A 20,449-nucleotide genomic window follows, 5' to 3' on the forward strand; every position below is an offset into this window, starting at 1 on the left:
CGATCGCCGCGCCGCGATACCGGCTGGCAACTATGCTTTAACAGGTCGCAAACTTTCACTCACTGGTCGAACGTGTCACAATGGGCGCCTTTCGGCTTTTACTTATGTTGAATCAGGATATTAACTGCCCATGAAGGGTAAATATAAAGCCGCCATCGCGCTGGTGTTAGCGCTGGTGTTACTGCCGCTAACCCTGCTGTTGACGCTGACCCACTGGGTGCCGACGCTGGCGGGCATCTGGCTGCCCGTGGGGACTCATATCGCTTTGCAGGAGAGCCCGCGTCTTACGCGCTCCGCCCTGCTGATCCCCGATCTACGCTATCTGGTGGGCGACTGTGAACTCGCCCGGGTGACCGATGCCCGTCTCTCGCGCCCCAGCCGCTGGCGGCTGCATATTGGCCAGCTGGAGATCAACAGCGCCTGCCTGAGCAAACTGCCGGCCAGCGATCCCGCGCCGGGGGCGCCGCGCACCCTCGCCGAATGGCAATCAATGCTGCCCTACAGCTGGTTAACCATTGAGAACCTGCGGCTGTCGCCGTGGGAAAAATGGCAGGGGCGGCTGGTGATGTCCTTGACGCCTGCGCAGCAGGATATCGGCTTCGCCGGGAACGATTTGAGCCTGCAGGCGCGCCTGCGCGGCCAGGCGCTCACTGTCAGCCAGTTCAGCGCCCGGCTGACTGACGATCAGCCGCCGGTGAAGCTGGTGGGGACCTTCCATCTGCCGCTGGTGCCGGATGGCCTGCCGGTCGATGGCCAGATGCAGGGTACCTTCGAATTTCCGCAGACCGCAGAATGGATCGATGCCGAGCTGGCGTGGCAGCAAAATCGCGGCCAGCTGCTGGTCACCCCGCGCGGCGAGGTGGAGCCCATTCTCGACCTGCCGTGGGAGATCACCCCGGAACGGATCACCATCAGCGACGGCCGCTGGCGCACCCGCTACGAGGCGTATCCGCTGAGCGGCCGCGTGGCGCTGTCGGTCGGTAACTGGCAGCAGGGCACGGAACAGATGATCGTCAGCGGCCGCTTAAATGTGCTCACCGAGGGGCATGCCGGCAAAGGCAACGCGGTGCTGAATATCGGTCCGGGCAAGTTAAGCATGGATAACAGCGACCTGCCGCTGCGGCTCACCGGCGAGGCCAAGCTGGGGGAGATGATCTTTTACGCCGCGCTGCCGGCCCAGCTCAGCGGGCCGCTGGTCAGCCCGCAGCTGGCGTTTCACCCCGGGGCGCTACTGCGTTCGCGCGGGCGGGTGATCGACGCGCTGAACATTGACGAAATCCGCTGGCCGCTGGCCGGGGTGAAGGTCACCCAGCAGGGCGTCGATGGCCGCCTGCAGGCGATCCTCCGCGCCCATGAGCAGCAGATGGGCGACTTTACGTTGCACCTGGACGGGCTGGCGAACGATTTTCAGCCCGACAGCGGCCGCTGGCAGTGGCGCTACTGGGGCGAGGGGCATTTCACGCCAATGCAGGCGCGCTGGGATGTGAAGGGCAGCGGTGAGTGGCGGGACAATGCCATTACGCTGAGCAGCCTCTCCACTGGCTTCGATAAGCTCGAGTACGGCACGATGCGGGTCAGCACGCCGCGTCTGACCCTCGAGCAGCCGATTCGCTGGCTGCGCGACGCTGAGCATCCGCGGCTGACCGGCGCGCTGTCGCTGGATGCGGCAAAAACCACCTTCTCCGGCGGCAGCTATCTCCCGGCGTCGACGCTGAAATTCGCTGTCGACGGCCGGGACCCGACGTGGTTCCAGTTCACCGGCGCGCTGCACGCCGATACCATTGGCCCGGTGCGGTTGACCGGGCGCTGGGATGGCGAACGGCTGCGCGGCCAGGCCTGGTGGCCTAAACAGTCGCTGACGGTATTCCAGCCGCTGGTGCCGCCGGACTGGAAGATGAACCTGCGCGAAGGCGGTCTCTATGCGCAGGTGGCCTTCTCGGCGGCAGCCGGGCAGGGATTTGAGGCGGGCGGTCATGGCGTCCTGAAGGGCGGCAGCGCCTGGATGCCGGATAACCAGATCAATGGCGTCGACTTCGTTCTGCCGTTCCGCTTCAGCGATGGCCACTGGCAGCTGGGCACCCGTCGTCCGGTCTCCCTGCGCATTGGCGAAATCGTCAACCAGGTCACCGCGCGCAACCTGACGGCGGACCTGCAGGGCACCTGGCCATGGAGCGAGGCCAATCCGCTGCAGCTTAGCGACGTCAGCGTCGACCTGTTAGGCGGCAAGCTGACCCTGCTGCAGCTGCGCATGCCGCAGCGCGACCCGGCGCTGATCCGTCTGCAGCACATCTCCAGCAGCGAACTGACCAGCGCGGTCAAGGTGAAGCAGTTCGCCATGTCCGGGGCGGTGAGCGGCGCGCTGCCGCTGTGGCTGGAGAATAATCAATGGATTATCCACGACGGCTGGTTGCGTAATGACGGACCGATGACGCTGCGGCTAGACAAAGACACCGCCGATGCGCTGGTGGCGGACAACGTCTCCGCCGGGGCGGCGATCAACTGGCTGCGCTATATGGAGATCTCCCGTTCATCGACGCAGATTAACCTCAACAATCTGGGCGTGCTGACGCTTAAGGCCGCCATCAACGGCACCAGCCGGGTGGACGGGAAAAGCAGTACCGTGCATTTAAACTACGCTCATGAGGAGAATATTTTCGATCTGTGGCGCAGTTTACGCTTCGGCGACAATTTACAGGCGTGGCTTGAGCAAAATGCCACGCTGCCCGTGCGGCGCTGTACGGACGGTAAGACATGTAAGGAACCTAAATGAAGAAGCTGTTACTGGCCATAGTGGCGTTGATGCTGCTCGCCGGCTGTACGCCGCGTATCGAAATTGCGGCGTCGAAAGAGCCCATCACCATCAATATGAATGTCAAAATTGAGCATGAGATCCATATCAAGGTCGATAAGGATGTGGAAAACCTGCTGAAATCCCGCAGCGATTTGTTCTGAGGCGACGATGAGAAAACGACTGTTAACCGCGGCGCTGGCGCTGACTCTGCTCAGCGCGCCCGCGCTGGCGTTGACCCTGAACGAAGCGCGCCAGCAGGGGCGGGTGGGGGAGACGCTGAACGGCTATCTGGCGCCGCTGCGTCAGGATAAAGAGACGCTGGCGCTGGTGAAGCAGATTAACGCCGCGCGCAGTGAAAGCTACCAGCAACTGGCGGATGACAACAATCTGCCGGTGGATGAGGTAGCGAAAATGGCCGGACAGAAGCTGGTGGCCCGCGCTCAGCCCGGCGAGTACGTTCAGGGGCTGAACGGCCAGTGGCTGCGCAAATAGTTAGCGGCAGCGCTTACGGTATTCGCCCGGCGAGACGCCGAAGCGCTGCTTAAAGGCGGTGGAGAAATGGCTGTGGTCGCTGAAGCCCCAGCGGTAGCCGATCCCCGCCAGCTTTTCGTCGTCATGGACGTTCTGTAACGCCCGGGCGCACAGATCCAGCCGCCGGTTCTTAATATACTGCGCCACTACCAGCCCTTTGTCGGCAAACAGCCGGTAGAGGCTGCGCACCGACATTCCCGTCTCGCTGGCCAGCCACTCCGGCCGCAGGTGTTCCGACTGAATGGACGCGTCGATTAACGCAATGATCTTCTGAAACTGCTGGTCCCGCCGGGACGGGGTCGGCTCGCGCTGGCGCAGCACCGGGCGCAACAGGCAGGCGATCGCGTCCAGCGCCGCCTCACTCTCGCTGGCGGAGAGCGTCGTGCCGCCCATACTCTCCAGCAGCAGGCGCTGACTGAGCTGCACCATCGGCAGAGACTTGTCCAGCCGGCAGGCGGTGGCGATCTCACCCGTCGGCGCCACCCGCTGGCGCGGCAGCAGCAGCGAAGCCTGACGCGAGGTCTGCTGCCAGACGATAGAGCACGGGCGGGCGGCGTCGATCAGCGTGATATCCCCCGCCGCCAGGGTCACCTGGCGATCGTCCTGTTCGATCACCGCTTCGCCGGCGAGCTGAAACACGGTATAGAACCAGGCGTCGTTATCGCGTTTGATCTCATTGCGCGTGCGGTAGAGATTGACGCCGGCGGCGGTGACCGTGCTGACTTTGAGACTGCCGGCGTAGCGGGCGTCAATGTCGCCGTGAAAGCGTCCCTCCAGCGGCCGGGCGGCGAAATGGCCGCAGACCTGATTGATCGTCGCCAGCCAGCGCTGGTAGGCCAGCCCCCCCTCAGCCGTGGTCATCATTCGCCGTTCTCCTGTAATAATAATGTTTCTGCATTGTTGCATTTATGCCGCCTCAGGCAAGGGCGCGATGGCGGGTATATGAAAGAACTATTACCTGCGGCACATTTCTGTCAGGGCAGGCGACGGAATTGCGGCGACTGTCACAGCGGCGCAAACGAATGTCACAGAGAAAAAAGCGCCAGCCGCCAACCGGACATAGACTGAAAGCACTATCCGCGAAGAATAAGGAAAGGGTATGTCCACCTCTCAGATAGCGCTGCTTGCCAGCGTCCAGCAGTTTTTAGACCGTCAGCATGGCCTGTATATCGACGGCGCTCCCTGCGCCGCGCAGAGCGAAAACCGGTTAACCGTCTGGGATCCGGCCACCGGGCAGGCGATCGCCACCACCGCCGACGCCAGCCCGGCGGATGTCGACCGGGCGGTGATGTCCGCCTGGCGCGCCTTCGTCGATCGCCGCTGGGCCGGTCGCACCCCGGCCGACCGTGAGCGCATCCTGCTGCGCTTTGCCGATCTGGTGGAGGCGCACGGCGAGGAGCTGGCGCAGCTGGAGACCCTTGAGCAGGGTAAATCCATCGCCATCTCCCGCGCCTTCGAGGTCGGCTGCACCCTGAACTGGATGCGCTACACGGCGGGGCTGACCACCAAAATCAGCGGCCGGACGCTGGACGTCTCGATCCCGTTCCCGCAAGGGGCCCGTTACCAGGCGTGGACCAAAAAAGAGCCGGTGGGGGTCGTGGCGGGCATCGTTCCGTGGAATTTCCCGCTGATGATCGGTATGTGGAAGGTGATGCCGGCGCTGGCGGCGGGCTGCTCGATCGTCATCAAACCCTCGGAAACCACCCCGCTGACCCTGCTGCGGGTGGCGGAGCTGGCGACCCAGGCGGGCATTCCTGACGGGGTGTTCAACGTGGTCACCGGCAGCGGCGCCGGCTGCGGCGCGGCGCTGACCTCGCATCCGCAGGTGGCGAAGGTGAGCTTTACCGGCTCGACGGCCACCGGGAAACAGATTGCGCGGGTGGCCGCCGACCGACTGACCCGCGTGACGCTGGAGCTGGGCGGCAAGAACCCGGCGATTGTGCTCAAAGACGCCGATCCCCAGTGGGTCATTGAGGGGCTGATGACCGGCAGCTTCCTCAACCAGGGACAGGTCTGCGCCGCCAGTTCGCGGATCTACATTGAAGCGCCGCTGTTTGACACCCTGGTCAGCGGTTTCGAGCAGGCGGTGAAATCGCTGCAGGTGGGACCGGGGATGCAGGAGACGGCGCAGATCAACCCGGTGGTCTCCCGGGCCCACTGCGACAAGGTGGCGGCCTACCTCGAAGAGGCCCGCCAGCAGAAGGCGGAGCTTATCAGCGGCAGCGCCGGGCCGGATGCCGGGGGGTACTATATTCCGCCGACGCTGGTGGTCAACCCGGACGCCGGGCTGCGCCTTACCCGCGAGGAGGTGTTTGGCCCGGTGGTGAACCTGGTGCGGGTGGCTGACGGCGAGGAGGCGCTGCGCCTGGCCAACGACAGCGATTTCGGCCTGACCGCCAGCGTCTGGACCCGCGACCTGACCCAGGCTCTCAACTATACCGACCGCCTGCAGGCCGGGACGGTATGGGTCAACAGCCATACCCTGATTGACGCCAACCTGCCGTTCGGCGGCATGAAGCAGTCCGGTACCGGTCGCGATTTCGGCCCGGACTGGCTCGACGGCTGGTGCGAAACCAAATCGGTCTGCGTGCGTTACTAGCCCTCCGTCGGGGAAGGCGCATCGCTTTTCCCGACATCCCGCTTGCCGACCTCCGCGCTTTCTCGCTACTGTGGAGGGCAATCTTTGCCCGCGCAGGGCGGTGAATGATGAGGAGGTCTTCGGCATGACAGCATTTCCTGAGGTTGCACTAATTGGTCCCGGCGCCATCGGCACGACGATCGCCGCCGCCCTGTTTGCGGTGGGGAGGGCGCCGGTGGTTTGCGGGCGCACAGCCCATTCGTCGCTGGTGCTGCGCACTGATGAGGGTGAGATCGTGGTGCCCGGCCCGGTGCTTACCGACCCGACGGCGATAGCCGCCCCCTTCGACCTGGTGTTTGTCGCGGTGAAGGCCACCCAGACGGAGGCCATTGCCCCCTGGCTGACGGCCCTGTGTTCGCCGGACACCGTGGTATGCGTGCTGCAAAACGGCGTCGAGCAGCGCCAGCAGTTTGCCCCTTTGACCGGCGGCGCGACGGTGCTGCCGTCGGTGGTCTGGTTTCCGGCGCAGCGCGACGCCGATGCTTCCGTCTGGCTGCGCGCCGCGCCGCGACTGACGCTGCCGGACCTGCCGGGGGCGGAGCGGGTGCAGCAGGCGCTGGCGGGAACCCGCTGCGCGGTGGAGCTGGCGGCCGATTTTACCACCGTGGCCTGGCGTAAACTGCTGCAGAACGCCGTCGCCGGACTGATGGTGCTGACCGGACGACGCGCCGGGATGTTCGCCCGGGAGGAGCTCACCGCTCTCGGACTGGCCTATTTGCGCGAATGCCTGCAGGTGGCGCGGGCGGAAGGGGCCGTCCTGAGCGACAGCGTGCCGGAGGAGATCATCGCCGGTTTTCATCGGGCGCCTGCCGACCTGAGCACCTCTATTCTGATCGATCGGCTGCATGGCCGACCGCTGGAGTGGGATATTCGTAACGGGGTGGTGCAGCGTCGCGGGCGTCAGCACGGCATACCGACGCCGCTCAGCGATATCATCGTGCCGCTGCTGGCGGCGGCCAGCGACGGCCCGGGCTGACCCGGGCTGGCGCGGGGTTAGTCCACCAGGGAGGGATCGAGGTCGATCATCAACTGCTTCATCTCGGCAAAGTGCTGCCGGGAGAAATCGGCAATCTTCTCCCAGTCCTGGGCGGTTTTTTCCGCCACCGCGTCTGACAGCACCTTCAGCGGCTGGCCGGTTGACCAGGCGGTGATCAGGATCTGACAGGCGCGCTCCAGGGTCCAGATATCGTCGAACGCTTCGCCGATGGTCGGGGCGGTCACCAGCACCCCGTGGTTGCCCATCAGCAGACGGCGTTTATCCGCCAGCAGCCCCGCCAGCCGGGCCCCTTCTGCCGCGGTGTCCGCCATCCCGCCGTACAGCGTATCGACGGCGACCCGGTTAAAATAGCGGGCCGTGTTCTGGTCGATGGGCAGGATCTGCGGCGTCGCCAGACAGGCGAGGCTGGTGGTGTATACCGGGTGCAGATGCAGCACCACCCGCACGTCCGGCAGCCGCTGATGGATCTGCCCGTGAATAGCCCACGCGGTGGCATCGACGTCAGGGCGCGCGGCGCAGCTTTCATCATCGGCGTTCAGCACCAGCAGATCGCTGGCGCGGATGCGCGAAAAGTGTTTCCACTTCGGGTTCAGTAAAAACGTCTTCCCGTCGGCGGAGAGCGCGGCGCTGAAATGGTTGGCCACCGCCTCATGCATGCCAAGATGGGCAATGATGCGAAAGGTGGCCGCCAGGTCGATGCGGATCTGCTCTTCATCGGTATCGCGCATGGGCATTACTCCGCTTTTGGCATCAGGGTCTGCAGATCCTCTGCCGTCGGCGCCTGGAAGTGATATTTCTTCAGCAGGGCGGCGTATTCCGGCGTGGTGCTGTATTTTTTCAGCGCCTCTTCAAGGGCGGTTTTCACCTCAGTGTTGCCTTTTTTAACGCCAAAGCCGTTCAGCACCGGATAGATCAGGGTGTCAGAGGCGATCACCACCCGGTCGCCCAGCTTTTCCACCACCCCGCGCGCCACGGCGGCGTCGGTGATCTGCGCATCCACTGCGCGCGACAGCAGCGCCTGGGTGGTCTGCGGGTCGGTGGTATAGACGCTCAGCGCAATCGGCTTCAGCCCCTTCTTCACGCAGTAGTCGGCGGAAAGCTTCTGCAACTGCGCCAGCCACGAGGTGGCGCCCATCGAGCCGATTTTATGCCCGCAGAAGTCTTCCGGGGTCTTTGGCTGATAGTCGCTCCCTTTACGGGCGAGGATCGCTTCCCCGCTTTTCAGGTACGGCACCATGTCGATCACCTTCAGGCGCTCGGCGGTAATGTACATCGACGAGTTGGTGATATCGAAGCGCCCGCCCTGCAGTCCGGGGATCAGGTTGGGGAAGCGGGTATCGATATTCACCGCCTCGCGGCCCATGCTCTTCGCCAGGCCGTCGAGCAGTTCAATATCAAACCCCGCCGGCTTATTGTTCTCCATATACTCGTAAGGGAAAAAGGTCATGTCCGAACCGGCGGTGATCTTGCCGCTTTGCTGGAAGGCCAGCGCGTTCAGGGATGTCAGAGCCCCCGCTGCGCAGAGCAGCAGAGCCAGCGGGCGTGGTGCGAAAAAGCGTGTCATAAAACCTCCGGAGTGTGGGCGAATTACATGCTGGCGCGATCGGCACCGGCCTGCTGAACAAAAAACGAAGCGCCGCGCGGCTTCTGCGGCAGACGAAGCTGGTTATCGGTGCTGCGCACCAGACCGCTCTCTTCCCCGGCCACCAGCTGGCCGGCATGGCGGCTCGGCAGCGGGTTTTCGCCGAAGGGCAGCGCATCCTCGGCGGCGTAGACGCTGATGAACAGGGTGCGAGGCAGGGCGGTTTCGTTGGGGCTGGAGGCGTGCAGCAGGCGGGTATGCATAAAGCAGACTGAGCCCGCCGGGCCAAAACAGGCCTGCGGCTGCTGGCAGTGAGCCGTCACCACCTCGTCATCCACCGCTCCGGTGAAGCGCCCCTCCTGCCAGTGGGACCACAGCGGCCCCTGATGGCTGCCCGGCACCACGTTGAGCGGGCCATTCTCCGGCGTCACCTCGCTGACCATCAGCAGGGCGGTGATGATGTCGTCATTACTGTGCGGGGTGAAGAGGAAATCCTGATGCCATTTCACCTCGGTGGCGGTGTGCGGCAGCTTGGAGTTAATTTTGCTGTGGTGAAAGCGGGTGCCGCTGCCGCCGATCAGCTGCGCGGCGATGGTCGCCATCCGCGAGTTGAGCGCAGTATGGCGATACGCTTCGGAGATCTCCGTCGGGGAGGCGACCCGGCGCAGCGACGGATGGTCGGGAGCATGGTCGCGCTCGATATCGAAGCGCGGCCGCCCGTCGAGGGTTTCCCCCCACGCCGACGCGTGGCGACGGCTCTCCTCGACCCAGCCGTCAAAATCGCTCTGCAGAGTGGCGATGTCGGCGGCGGAAAGCACCCCTTCGACCACCAGATAACCCTGCTGATGAAACTGCTCAATTTGCCACTGCGCAATCATAGTTTTTCCTCTTCACGTCCCGATAGTTAAGCCAGAGAAACATCTTTCAGAAAGGCCTCGACCCGCGGGTGTTGCCCGCTGCGCATCGCCTGCGGCGTGTCATCGCACACCACCCGGCCTTTCTCCATAAACACGATCCGGTCAGACACTTTGAAGGCGAAGTTCATCTCGTGGGTGACGATGACCATCGTGATGCCTTCATGGGCCAGGGATTCGATAACCTGCAGCACCTCATTCACTTTTTCCGGATCCAGCGCCGAGGTGGGCTCATCGAACAGCATGATCTGCGGACGCATCATCAGGGCGCGGGCGATAGCCACCCGCTGCTGCTGACCGCCGGAGAGCTGGTGCGGATACTTCCAGGCGTGTTCCAGCATGCCCACCTTGTGCAGCAGCTCGCAGGCGTGCTGGCGCAGCTCCGCGTCGCTTGCGAGATGGTGATAGCGCGGGGCCAGCAGCAGATTGCCGAACACGGTCAGATGCGGGAACAGGTTGAAGCTCTGGAACACCATGCCGATATTCAGACGGTGTTCGGCATTCTCCATAAAGCGCGGCTTCTGCTGCCCCTGGCGGTCGAGATGAATAAAGGGCTGGCCGTTAATCTGAATTTCGCCGTTGTCGATCTGCTCAAGACCGTTCAGCAGGCGAATGAGGGTGGTTTTTCCCGAGCCCGACGGGCCGATGACCGACATCACTTCGCCGGGCTGGATCTGCAGGCTCACCGCCCCCAGCACTTCGACGTTGTTGTAGGCCTTATGCAGCTTAGAGGCCTGCAGCGCCGGCTCATGGCCCTGGGAGACGCTGCGCGCCATCGCCGGGCGGCGGGCGGTCGCCAACTGCTGCATCTCGGCATCCACCGGCCGGGCGGTGTCGCGTCGGGTGACATCGAGGTAGTTCTCCAGCCGTTTCAGCAGAAAATCGAACACCGTGACGATAAAGATGTAATAAAACGCCACGGCGGTCATGGTCTCCATGACCAGAAAGTTCTGCGAGTAGAGCTGCTGGCCGACCATCAATATTTCGGTCAGGGAGATCACCGACACCAGCGAACTGAGCTTCACGATGGCGATATACTCATTGGCCAGCGCCGGCAGGGCGACGCGCAACGCCTGGGGAATGATCACCCGCCACTGGATCCCGGCGTAGCGCAAACCCAGGGCCCGCGCGGCTTCACTCTGCCCGCGGGGGATGGAAAGCAGCCCGCCGCGATGGATCTCGGCGATATAGGCCGCTTCGCTGAGGACCATCGCCAGCAGGCCGGCCCAGAAGGGGTCGTTCAGCACCGGCGCGAAGGAGGGCAGCGCCTGCGGCATGTTGTAGACAAAAATCAGCAGGACCAGCAGCGGCATACTGCGAAATAACCAGATATACAGCCGGGCAGGGGTGGATAACCAGCCGCGCGGCGACTGTTTAGCCAGCGCCAGAATAAATCCGAGCACAATACTGCAGCCCCAGGTCAGCAGACTTAATTTAATGACGGTCCAGGTGGCCCACCAAAAATCGGCATCGCTGAGCAGGCTTAACATGTAGTTCCAGTTAAACGTCATGGGCTATTTCACTCGTCATAATTAACCTAAATGAAAGCGGCTCGGCTGTGCATTAATGGGGAGCCGCCGGTGTTCATCGTGCGAATACACTATGCTGGCAGGATGCTTTCAGAGGCAATTAGTAAATTTTTGGTCTTTAAGTTTAAAAAAACTATACAGCGTTATTAACGATATGGAATTTAAAGTGATTATCAGGATACTTTGCGTAAACAATTTAAAAACAATAGCTGTAATTCAATAACGCCATTTTATGCAGACAGGTTATTTTGCGCGAAACTGGGGCGACCGCTGCCTGCTCAATGTGCAGCGTGATGCATGATGGTGCAAACGGGGAAATAAACCGCGCCGGCGCGGGAGGAGAAAAAATAATATCGCCCCCTGGCGGGCAATGCGCCGCCATTCTTCGCGGGTGGCACGCGGATTGCTTGGGACTTAGAGGAAAACTATTCCCCGCGTGCGCCGGACCATATTTTATCAATGGTGATGCTATGAACCGATTTACCCTGAAGCAGCTCAAATATTTCGTCACCGTGGTGGAGACGGAGAGTATCGCCGAGGCCTCCCGCCAGCTGCACATTGCGCAGCCGTCGATTTCCATTGCCATTAAGAATCTGGAGAGCACCTTCGACCAGCAGCTGTTTATTCGCCACCACGCGCAGGGCGTCTCGCTCACCTCCAGCGGTCGGCGGATCTACGATAAAGCGAAGGAGCTGCTGCGCCTGTCGTGGGAATTTGAGCAGAATTCGCGAGCGGATAAAGAGCTGGTTTCTGGCATGATCTCCATTGGTTGCTTTGAGTCGGTGGCCCCGCTGTATATGCCGAAGCTGGTGGCCGGGTTTAAGAAATGCTATCCGGAAATTACGCTGCATCTGTATGACGGCGAACAGCATGAGCTGATGCATGGCCTGCACCGCGGCCGCTTCGACCTGGCGCTGGTCTACGATCTGGAGCTCGGCCACTCGATCAATAAAGAGCGGCTTAATGCCCCGCATAAACCCTACGCGCTGCTGCCCGCCGCGCATCCGCTGGCGCAAAAGGCGCAGGTGACGCTGCAGGAGTTGAGTCGCGAGCCGATGATCCTCCTCGACGCGGTCCCGAGTAAAAACTATTTCATCTCCATCTTTAAGGAAAAGGGCTATCACCCGGAAGTGGCTTACAGCTCCCCCTCTATCGAAATGGTGCGCTGTATGGTCGGCCAGGGGCTCGGTTTTTCGGTGCTGGTCACCCGGCCCTGCTGCGATATGACCTACGATGGCGAAAGGGTGGTGCAGCGGGATATTGCCGACGACATGCCCGCCTCAACCTTAATTATGGCGCACCTCGCTAATAATGAGCCGACGCGGCCGACGCAACTATTTATGGATTATTGTCGCAGTATCGAATTAACCCCCTCTCACGGCTGAAATAATGCCTGCCGATCCGGCAGGCGTTATTTTTTCTGTCGCCACTCAGCCTCGTAAAATTCTATTCAGTCGATCGTTTTATAATATTTTACCAATTCGTCACAGTTAAATAACCTGAAAGCCGTCAATTCCGGCGACCTCGTCGGCAACTGTGCTTGAAGGATAGAGAAATGACTGAACAGATAACCGAGATCGATACCCTGGTGGTCGGCGCGGGGCAGGCGGGCGTCGCCATGAGCGAGCATCTGACCCGGCTGGATATCCCCCATCTGGTGCTGGAGAAACAGGGTATTGCCCAGGCCTGGCGCAGCGGGCGCTGGGATTCGCTGGTGGCCAACGGCCCGGCCTGGCACGATCGGTTTCCGGGGATGGTGTTCCCTGACTGCCCGCCGGACAGCTTTGTCGGCAAAGAGCAGGTTGCGGACTATTTTGCCGCCTATGCCCGCAGCTTCAATGCGCCGATCCGCACCGGGGTGGAGGTGTACAGCGCCGAACGCCTCGCCGGGCGGCCGGGCTTTCGTGTCGACACCTCCGAGGGGGTGATTGAGGCGCAGCGGATCGTGGCGGCTACCGGACCCTTTCAGCGCCCGGCGATCCCGGCCATCGCCCCGCAGAGTGAGGCTATTCAGCAGCTCCATTCGGCGCACTATTTTAATCCGCAGCAGCTGCCGGAGGGCGGCGTGCTGGTGGTGGGGGCCGGATCCTCCGGCGTGCAGATTGCCGATGAGCTACAGCGTGCCGGACGCGCGGTGTGGCTGTCGGTGGGGGCGCACGACCGACCGCCGCGTCGCTATCGCCAGCGCGATTTTTGCTGGTGGCTCGGCGTGCTGGGGATGTGGGACGCTGCGGCCAATGCGCCGGGGAAAGAGCATGTCACTATCGCGGTGAGCGGCGCGCGCGGCGGCCATACCGTCGATTTTCGCCAGCTGGCGCATCAGGGGGTCACCCTGGTGGGGCAGACTCGCGGCTTTGACGGCGCCAGGGCGCTGTTTCACCCCGACCTGGCCGAGAATATCCGCCGCGGCGATGCCTCCTATCTTGCGCTGCTCGACGCCGCCGACGACTGGGTAGCGCGCAACGGTTTGGATCTGCCCGAAGAGCCCTCCGCCCGTGACTTTCTGCCCGACCCGGCCTGCGTCAGCGACCCGCTGCTTAGCCTCGACCTGGCCGAGGCCGGGATCGGCGCCATCATCTGGGCGACCGGGTATACCACCGATTATCGCTGGCTGAAGGTCAACGCCTTCGATGACGCGCAGCGGCCGCAGCATCACCGCGGCGTGTCGACGGAGCCGGGGGTCTATTTCCTCGGCCTGCCGTGGCTGTCGCGGCGCGGGTCCACCTTTATCTGGGGCGTCTGGCACGATGCCAAATATATTGCCGACCAGATCGCCATTCAGCGCCAGTATCAGCGCTACCAGCCGTCCTGATAACCGATTCCTGAAGGAGTGCTTTGATGCCAACCCATACCCGTATTCGCATGTTTAACACCAAAGAGACCTACCCAAACCAGGCGCTGAATAACGATCTGTGCCAGGCGGTGCGGGCGGGGAATACCGTCTACGTTCGCGGCCAGGTCGGCACCGATTTCGCCGGCAACCTGATCGGCCTCGGCGACCCGCGGGCCCAGGCGGAGCAGGCGATGAAGAATGTCGAACAGCTGCTGAAAGAGGCCGGCAGCGACCTCTCGCATATCGTCAAGACCACCACTTATCTGATCGACCCCCGCTATCGCGAGCCGGTCTATCAGGAGGTGGGCAAATGGTTGAAAGGGGTCTTCCCCATCTCCACCGGGGTGGTGGTGTCGGCCCTGGCGCAGCCGCAGTGGCTGATGGAGATTGACGTCACGGCGGTGATCCCCGACGACTGGCAGGGGGAGGCGGCAGAATGACCCTCTCCCTTACCGCCCGCTGCCCGGAAACGGGTCAGTTGGGCATCGCCATTAGTTCATCGAGCATGGCCGTCGGGTCGCGCTGTCCATGGCTGCTGCCCGGCGTGGGGGCGGTTTCCAGCCAGAATATTACCCTGCCGTCGCTGGGGCCGCAGATCCTCAGCGCGATCGAGGCGGGGGCCAGCGTTGAGCAGGCCATGAAACAGGCTCTGGCGGAGGATCGCTTCCGCGAATATCGCCAGGTCGCGGCGATTGACGCCAACGGCGACACAGCGGTGTTCAGCGGGGAGTTCACCCTCGGGATCGGCGGCGCCCTGGCGGGGGATAACTGCGTGGCGGCGGGCAATATGCTGGCCAGTCAGGGCGTGATCGCCGCGATGGTGGGCGCCTTTGAGGCCGCCACCGGTGAGCTGGCCAGCCGGCTGCTGGCCGGGCTGCGCGCCGGGATCGTCGCCGGGGGCGAGGCCGGCCCGGTCCACTCGGCGGCGGTGAAGGTGGTGGATGATTACCCGTGGCCGGTGGTCGACCTGCGCATTGACTGGGCGGAGGCGGATCCGCTGGCGGCCCTTGAGCAGCTGTGGCTGGCGTGGGAGCCGCAAATGGAGGCCTATATTACCCGGGCGCTCGACCCGCGCGAGGCGCCGGCCTATGGCGTGCCTGGCGATGAATAACACGCCGGGAGCGATCCTTGCCGCGCTGCTGGCCTTTGATACCACCAGCCGCCATTCGAACCTGGCGATGATCGACTGGATCGCCGATTTTCTCGCCGCCCGCGGCGTGGCGTCCCGCCGCTTTTATGACCCGTCGGGCGGTAAGGCCAATCTCTACGCCCGGCTGGGGCCGTCCGGCGGCGGCGGGGTGATGCTCTCGGGCCACACCGACGTGGTCCCGGTGGACGGGCAGGCCTGGAGCGTGCCGCCGTTTAGCCTGACCGAGCGCGATGGCCGCTACTACGGCCGCGGCAGCGCCGATATGAAGGGCTTTCTCGCCTGCGTGCTGGCGGCAGTGGATGACTTTCTGGCGGCGCCGCTGCGGATGCCATTGCATCTGGCCTTCTCCTATGATGAAGAGGTCGGCTGTCTCGGCGTGCGTAGCCTGGCGGCGTTTCTGCAGGCCTCGCCGGAGAAACCGGCGCTGTGCCTCATCGGCGAGCCGACGGAGATGCAGCCGGTGTTCGGTCATAAAGGCAAACTGGCCATGCGCTGCTGCATCGAGGGCCAGGCCTGCCATTCGGCCTATGCCCCACAGGGCGTGAACGCCATCCGCTACGCGGCCAGGCTGATTAACCGCCTGGATCGGCTGGGCGCGGGTCTGGCCCGGCAGCAGGACAGCCGCTTCTCGCCGCCCTTCAGCACCCTGCAGGTGGGCACCATTCAGGGCGGCGCCGCGCTGAACATCGTCCCGCAGTCCTGCCGCTTTGATTTTGAGATCCGCTACCTGCCGGGGATGCGTCCCGAAGCGGTCACCGAGGCGCTGGCGGCCTACGCCCGCCGCCGGCTGCTGCCGGAGATGCGCCGGGTCGGCGGTGAGAGCGACATCCAGTTTCAGCTATTGAGCCACTACCCGCCGCTGCTCAGCGATCCGCAGTCCGACTTCGCCCGCTGGCTGGCGCAGTGGTGCGGCAGCGATCGGTTTTCCACCGTGGCGTTCGGCACCGAAGGGGGGCTGTTCGATGAGATGGGCGTCGCGACCCTGGTCTGCGGGCCGGGCAGCATGGCCCAGGGCCACAAGGCCGATGAGTACGTCAGCATCGACCAGACCGAACGCTGTATGACGATGCTGGGCCAGCTGTGCGCCTGGATGCGCGCCGAGCCCGCAGAACCGCTTACCTGATCCACCCACACAGGAACCCAAGCGATGCACAATCAACACTCTCCCCATATCGATCAAGCGACTGTCGACCGCTGGCAGGCGGATGGCGTGGTATTACTGAAGGGCGTTTTTACCCCCTGGGTTGAGCGCCTCGCCGAGGGGGTCACGGCGCTGATGGCCAGCCCCAGCGAATATGGTCATGCGCGCACGGTGATCCCCAAAGATGGCTCGCCGCCTTTCTTTCAGGATTACTGTAACTGGTCGCGGATCCCGGCGTTTAGCGAGTTTGTCTTCCAGTCGGCGGCCGCGGAGATCGCCGCGGCGCTGATGCAGTCGCAGACGGCGAAATTTTTCCATGAGCATACGCTGGTCAAACCCGCCGGAGGCAGCACGGTCACCCCCTGGCATCATGATCAGCCGTACTATTGCGTCTCCGGCCGGCAGAACGTCAGCTTCTGGATCCCGCTGGACCCGGTAGCGGAGGCCACCTCGCTGCGCTGCATTCGCGGGTCGCATCGCTGGGAGGCGGAGTACAGTCCCACTCGCTTCAATGGCACAAAGCTCTACGAGCACACCCGGTTCAGCGCGCTGCCGGATATCGACGCCCATGAGGATGAGTACGATATCGTCAGCTGGGCGCTGGAGCCGGGGGACGCGGTGGCCTTCCATTTTCGCACCGTCCATGGCGCCCGCGGCAACCCGGGGGCGCGGGCGCGACGGGTCTTCTCCGCCCGCTGGGTGGGGGATGACGCCGCGTTTGCCGACCGCGGCGGCGTGACCTCGCCGCCGTTCCCCGAACTGACTCTGCGGGACGGCGACCCGCTGGATTCGCCACTGTTCCCCCAGGTCTGGCCACCGGCGTAAGCGGCTGCGGACGGGATCTGCTATGATCCCGCCTTTCGTTGTCTGGAGCCTGTCGATGTTCAATGACGCCATTGTTTATGACCGCTACGGGCCGCCGGCCGCGGTGCTATCGCTGAAACGCACCCCGCTGGCGCCGCTGGCCGGCGGACGGGTGCGGGTCAGGATGCGCTATGCCCCGGTGAATCCCTCAGATCTGATCCCCATTACCGGCGCCTATCGCCACCGTACCCGACTGCCGGCCGTGCCCGGCTACGAAGGCCTTGGCGAGGTGGTCGCCGCGCCGTTCGGCAGCCGACTGACCGCGGGCCAGCGGGTGCTGCCCCTGCGCGGGGGCGGCACCTGGCAGCGGTTTATCGATCTGGATGAGACCTGGCTGGTGCCGGTTCCCGCGGCGGTGGACGATCTGCTGGCCGCCCGCGGGTATATCAATCCGCTGACCGCGATGCTGATGCTCAGACGCTGGCCGGTTGCCGGGAAACAGATCGTGCTGACCGCCGCCGCCTCCTCTTGCGCCAGCCTGCTGGGGCAGTGGGCGCTGGCCATGGGCGCCCGTTCGGTAAGCGGGATTATTCGCTCGCCGCAGCATCGGGCGCGTCTGGAGCAGGCCGGGATCTATCCGATCCTCGAGGCCGACCGGGCGCTGGTGGAGAAGGTCAGCCAGCACAGCGATCTGGTGTTTGACGCGGTGGGCGGGGAGCTGGGGAACACGCTGTTGTCGGTGCTGCCCGCATCGTCGATCCTGATCTCCTATGGCTTATTATCCGGACGGCCGCTGATCCAGACGCGCGCCAGCGCGGCGGTGCGCAAGTTTCATCTGCGGGAGGCGCTGCCTGGCCTTAGCGTGGCGGCATGGCGGGCGGCGTTCGACGAGATCTGGCAGCGGCTGCCGACGACCACGCAACCGCCGGCCCGGCGGGTGGCGTTGAACGACTGGCGGGAGGCGATTGCCGCCGCCGGCCAGCCGGGAAGAGGCGGTAAAATCCTGCTCGATTTCACCGTGGGTTAAGATTACTGTTTCTTCTCGCCGAGGGTCGGCGTTTCGTCAAAGAAGTTCCATGGCTTCAGCAGGGCGTGCGCCCATTCGGTTGGCATGATCGGCCACTCTTCAGCGCGCGCCACGTGGGTGGTGCCGGTGGTGATCCACACCACGTCATCCTGGTGCGTCAGCGACTCATCGTCCTTCGCATACTGGCCTAACCCGGTATCGTGAGCGGAGCGGTTGGGGTATTTGCCTTCCGGATAGCGTTCGCTCGGGTGGTAGCGCGTCACCCACAGCTGTTTATCCATAAAGCTCAGACGATGGTAGATCCACTCGTCCGGGGCGAATTTGGCGCCGGTCGCCGCCGGATGGGTGCCGCCGGCGTAAGGGATGATCTGGTAAGAGACCGGGTTGCCCATGCGGTTCTCTTTGCTGGTGTTGCTCAGCAGGCGAATCGTGCCCGGGTCGAATTTCTGCGCCGCTTTCTGTTCGCTGTCGATCGTGTACTGATTCACCTGCATGGTGCTGGTGCGCGGGCCGCCGGCGGTGTTGGGCTTCACCTCCGGGTCCATCGCCACCAGGGTGTTGTTTTCGCCGTCCACGTCGAGGTCGAGGCGGAAGTTATAGATATGCTGGTGGGTGGTGCCGACAATATTATGGTCGATCAGCGTTCCGTAGCGGGTATCCTCTTTGGCGCTGGGGTCGTGCATGGTCTTCGCCAGCACGCCTTTCACCGCCTCAATCCCGGTGGCGCCGGCGTCGATACCGATGGTGCCGTTGTCGTGGAATACCCAGTCAAAGATATAGTCGTAGTTGCCGACGGTGCTGATCCAGCGCACCACCAGCTCCCGGCGCTCGGTACTGACGTTGGGCTTGCCCATCTCCAGGTGCTTATATTCCGGCCCGGCGTAGCGCTCGAAGATGGCGACAGCGTGCGGGATGGTGGTCGGCGCGCCGGTGTAGTCGGCGATGGTTTCATCCAGCAGCACCGCATTCGACGGCGCGTCTTTGCCGCGTACAATCGGCGAGGTCAGGGTGCCCATGCCGTAATCGCCGGAGTCCAGATAGGCTTTGAAATACCAGCCGACGTCGGGGTCGCCGTAGGGGACGATCATCCCGCCGAGGGAACCTTCATACATCACCTGGCGTTTTTTGCCGTTATCGTTGTAGGTCACCGTCGAGAGGATGGGCCCGACGCGCGAGTTAAGACGCAGGTGGAAATCCCAGTTCCGCCAGTGAATGGTATCCCCGGTAATGGTGTAGTTTTTGCCTTCCGGTTCAGTAATATCCAGCGGTTTCACCGCCGGGGCGTTGCGGTCCCGGCCATCATACGGCCGCGGTTCCATCGGCACCGGGATCACCGGGCCTTCCTCGATTTTGATGATTTTCTTCGCTTCCAGGTCGACCACTGCCACCAGGTTTTCAATCGGGTGCGCCCAGTAGTTGCCGTCGCCGGTATCGAGATAGCTGACCACCTTCAGCAGGCGCGCATCCTGCTGCAGGCCATCTTTGCCATCGAAGTAGCCGACGGTGAGCGGGGTGGTGACCACTTTTCCAGGATCGGTAATCCCGTGCTTTTTCAGCACCGCCGCGAATTCACTGCTGGCGTTGATGATGTTCTGCACGCTGGCGAAATCATCGAGCAGCACCATGCCGTGGGCGCCTTTGATCGGCGTCCATGAGAGGATTTTTTTGTGTTGCAGATCGACCACGGCCTCCATCACCTGTTTGCCATCCAGCATCACCACATCGGCAGTGCGCGGCGCATCCACCGGCGTACCCTGCAGGGCGAAGGCCCATACCGCCGCTTTATCCGGCTCATGCAGGGAAATTTCGCTAAACCGGGTATTAGGCTGGAATTCCGGCGCCGCTTTGACAATGGTCACCGCGTCGCTGATTTCCGCCGCCGAGAGCGAGTTTAGCGGGTGAGGGCGCTTTTCCACCTGGAAGGTCTGGTCGAGACCGGACTGGAACACGTCGTTGATAAAGGTATCGGAGACCCAGGCTTTACCGTCCTTCATCACCACCGGCACCGGCAGATCAAGGGTTTTGCCGTTGACGATCGCGGTTTTAGCGCCGGGCTTCACTTTGACGTAAGCGCCGTCTTTTATCAGGGTAAACATTTGCGCATAGTCGTCCCACTGCACGTCAGCGCCAAACGCCTCCAGCGTTTTATCCAGTGGCACCATGTGCGCCTCGCTGCCGTGAGCGAAAACCGGGGATTGCCAGGCGCAAACCACAGCCACGGCCAGCGCCAGCGCGGTTTTACGAGGGGAAAATTTCAAGCCGTTTGCCATGATGACCTCATCTTATTGTTGTGTTGTCTTATGCCGCTGCGAATGTCGGCTTTGTCACCCTTAAGCTACCAGCCCGCGGCGCCGGGGCGTTTGTTTGCTCCTGCCAGGTTATTTGTCAGGTTTGCCAGACGGACGTAAAAAATGCCTCCGCAGAGGCATGGAGCACGTGCGCCGATTTTGTGCCGGTTGGCGGCTGCGCCTTACCCGGCCTACCTGTCCGGGTCTGACTGCCAGTAGGCCCG

Annotated in this window: 18 protein-coding genes; 12 read left to right on the plus strand and 6 right to left on the minus strand. The window is 63.1% G+C overall.

The features are described 5' to 3' along the window. Positions 1 to 130: 130 nt before the first annotated feature. Genes ABLV52_RS13455 through ABLV52_RS13465 form a run of 3 tightly spaced genes read left to right on the plus strand, consistent with a single transcriptional unit; the run spans position 131 to position 3,283 of the window. The gene (locus ABLV52_RS13455; RefSeq protein ID WP_348890499.1) at positions 131 to 2,770 is read left to right on the plus strand and encodes a YdbH family protein; all 2,640 of its coding nucleotides are present in this window, start codon (positions 131 to 133) and stop codon (positions 2,768 to 2,770) included. Further along, positions 2,767 to 2,952, plus strand: a complete 186-nt coding sequence (locus ABLV52_RS13460) for a YnbE family lipoprotein (protein ID WP_131096303.1) — start codon at positions 2,767 to 2,769, stop codon at positions 2,950 to 2,952. The genes ABLV52_RS13455 and ABLV52_RS13460 overlap by 4 nt, the downstream gene beginning before the upstream one ends. A 7-nt stretch (positions 2,953 to 2,959) precedes the next feature. Beyond that, positions 2,960 to 3,283 carry a YdbL family protein gene (locus ABLV52_RS13465; protein ID WP_023289434.1) on the plus strand — a complete coding sequence of 108 codons (324 nt, stop codon included), beginning with the start codon at positions 2,960 to 2,962 and terminating at the stop codon, positions 3,281 to 3,283. Here the strand turns inward: ABLV52_RS13465 and feaR are convergent, their stop codons facing one another. Beyond that, a complete protein-coding gene (gene feaR, locus ABLV52_RS13470; protein ID WP_048334936.1) occupies positions 3,284 to 4,186 on the minus strand; it encodes a transcriptional regulator FeaR in 903 nt (300 codons plus the stop codon). A gap of 235 nt (positions 4,187 to 4,421) precedes the next feature. Between feaR and ABLV52_RS13475 the strand changes: the two genes are divergently transcribed. Together ABLV52_RS13475 and ABLV52_RS13480 are read left to right on the plus strand one after the other, a co-directional pair. Beyond that, entirely contained in the window at positions 4,422 to 5,921 is a 1,500-nt protein-coding gene (locus ABLV52_RS13475; protein ID WP_023289436.1) for an aldehyde dehydrogenase family protein, read from the plus strand. Positions 5,922 to 6,045: 124 nt separating this feature from the next. Then, a complete protein-coding gene (locus ABLV52_RS13480) occupies positions 6,046 to 6,936 on the plus strand; it encodes an oxidoreductase (RefSeq protein WP_348890500.1) in 891 nt (296 codons plus the stop codon). Positions 6,937 to 6,953: 17 nt separating this feature from the next. Here the strand turns inward: ABLV52_RS13480 and ABLV52_RS13485 are convergent, their stop codons facing one another. From ABLV52_RS13485 to ABLV52_RS13500, 4 genes are read right to left on the minus strand one after another with little or no spacing between them, the layout of a single operon-like run. Next, on the minus strand, positions 6,954 to 7,685 hold the full coding sequence (locus ABLV52_RS13485) for a class II aldolase and adducin N-terminal domain-containing protein (protein ID WP_032452631.1): 732 nt from the start codon (positions 7,683 to 7,685) through the stop codon (positions 6,954 to 6,956). 5 nt (positions 7,686 to 7,690) lie between these two features. Next, positions 7,691 to 8,521 (minus strand): ABC transporter substrate-binding protein, encoded by an 831-nt coding sequence (locus ABLV52_RS13490; RefSeq protein ID WP_023289439.1) that lies wholly within the window; start codon positions 8,519 to 8,521, stop codon positions 7,691 to 7,693. A gap of 23 nt (positions 8,522 to 8,544) precedes the next feature. Then, on the minus strand, positions 8,545 to 9,417 hold the full coding sequence (locus ABLV52_RS13495; protein WP_044522589.1) for a phytanoyl-CoA dioxygenase family protein: 873 nt from the start codon (positions 9,415 to 9,417) through the stop codon (positions 8,545 to 8,547). Between the two features lie 26 nt (positions 9,418 to 9,443). After that, a complete protein-coding gene (locus ABLV52_RS13500; protein ID WP_348890501.1) occupies positions 9,444 to 10,964 on the minus strand; it encodes an amino acid ABC transporter permease/ATP-binding protein in 1,521 nt (506 codons plus the stop codon). 488 nt (positions 10,965 to 11,452) lie between these two features. On the opposite strand from ABLV52_RS13500, the gene ABLV52_RS13505 reads away from it, so the two are divergent. From ABLV52_RS13505 to ABLV52_RS13535, 7 genes are all read left to right on the plus strand, one after another. Then, positions 11,453 to 12,367: a LysR substrate-binding domain-containing protein gene (locus ABLV52_RS13505; RefSeq protein WP_004204026.1), complete on the plus strand. Its 915-nt coding sequence runs from the start codon at positions 11,453 to 11,455 to the stop codon at positions 12,365 to 12,367. Between the two features lie 170 nt (positions 12,368 to 12,537). After that, positions 12,538 to 13,794 carry an NAD(P)/FAD-dependent oxidoreductase gene (locus tag ABLV52_RS13510; RefSeq protein WP_064157545.1) on the plus strand — a complete coding sequence of 419 codons (1,257 nt, stop codon included), beginning with the start codon at positions 12,538 to 12,540 and terminating at the stop codon, positions 13,792 to 13,794. A 26-nt stretch (positions 13,795 to 13,820) separates the two neighbouring features. Beyond that, entirely contained in the window at positions 13,821 to 14,255 is a 435-nt protein-coding gene (locus ABLV52_RS13515; RefSeq protein ID WP_004190423.1) for a RidA family protein, read from the plus strand. Beyond that, positions 14,252 to 14,926, plus strand: coding sequence for a DUF1028 domain-containing protein (locus ABLV52_RS13520; protein WP_044522615.1), 675 nt, complete (start codon positions 14,252 to 14,254; stop codon positions 14,924 to 14,926). The genes ABLV52_RS13515 and ABLV52_RS13520 overlap by 4 nt, the downstream gene beginning before the upstream one ends. Then, on the plus strand, positions 14,919 to 16,088 hold the full coding sequence (argE, locus tag ABLV52_RS13525) for an acetylornithine deacetylase (protein ID WP_348890502.1): 1,170 nt from the start codon (positions 14,919 to 14,921) through the stop codon (positions 16,086 to 16,088). The genes ABLV52_RS13520 and argE overlap by 8 nt, the downstream gene beginning before the upstream one ends. A gap of 24 nt (positions 16,089 to 16,112) precedes the next feature. Next, on the plus strand, positions 16,113 to 16,931 hold the full coding sequence (locus ABLV52_RS13530) for a phytanoyl-CoA dioxygenase family protein (protein ID WP_044522619.1): 819 nt from the start codon (positions 16,113 to 16,115) through the stop codon (positions 16,929 to 16,931). A 22-nt stretch (positions 16,932 to 16,953) separates the two neighbouring features. Then, complete coding sequence (locus tag ABLV52_RS13535) at positions 16,954 to 17,937, plus strand: zinc-dependent alcohol dehydrogenase family protein (RefSeq protein ID WP_072413118.1); 984 nt, start codon at positions 16,954 to 16,956, stop codon at positions 17,935 to 17,937. Between the two features lie 2 nt (positions 17,938 to 17,939). Here the strand turns inward: ABLV52_RS13535 and tynA are convergent, their stop codons facing one another. Next, the gene (gene tynA / locus ABLV52_RS13540) at positions 17,940 to 20,207 is read right to left on the minus strand and encodes a primary-amine oxidase (protein ID WP_048334930.1); all 2,268 of its coding nucleotides are present in this window, start codon (positions 20,205 to 20,207) and stop codon (positions 17,940 to 17,942) included. Positions 20,208 to 20,449: the final 242 nt, after the last annotated feature.

It is taken from the genome of Klebsiella sp. GB_Kp056 (assembly GCF_040064755.1).
Classification (GTDB): Bacteria; Pseudomonadota; Gammaproteobacteria; order Enterobacterales; family Enterobacteriaceae; genus Klebsiella; species Klebsiella quasipneumoniae.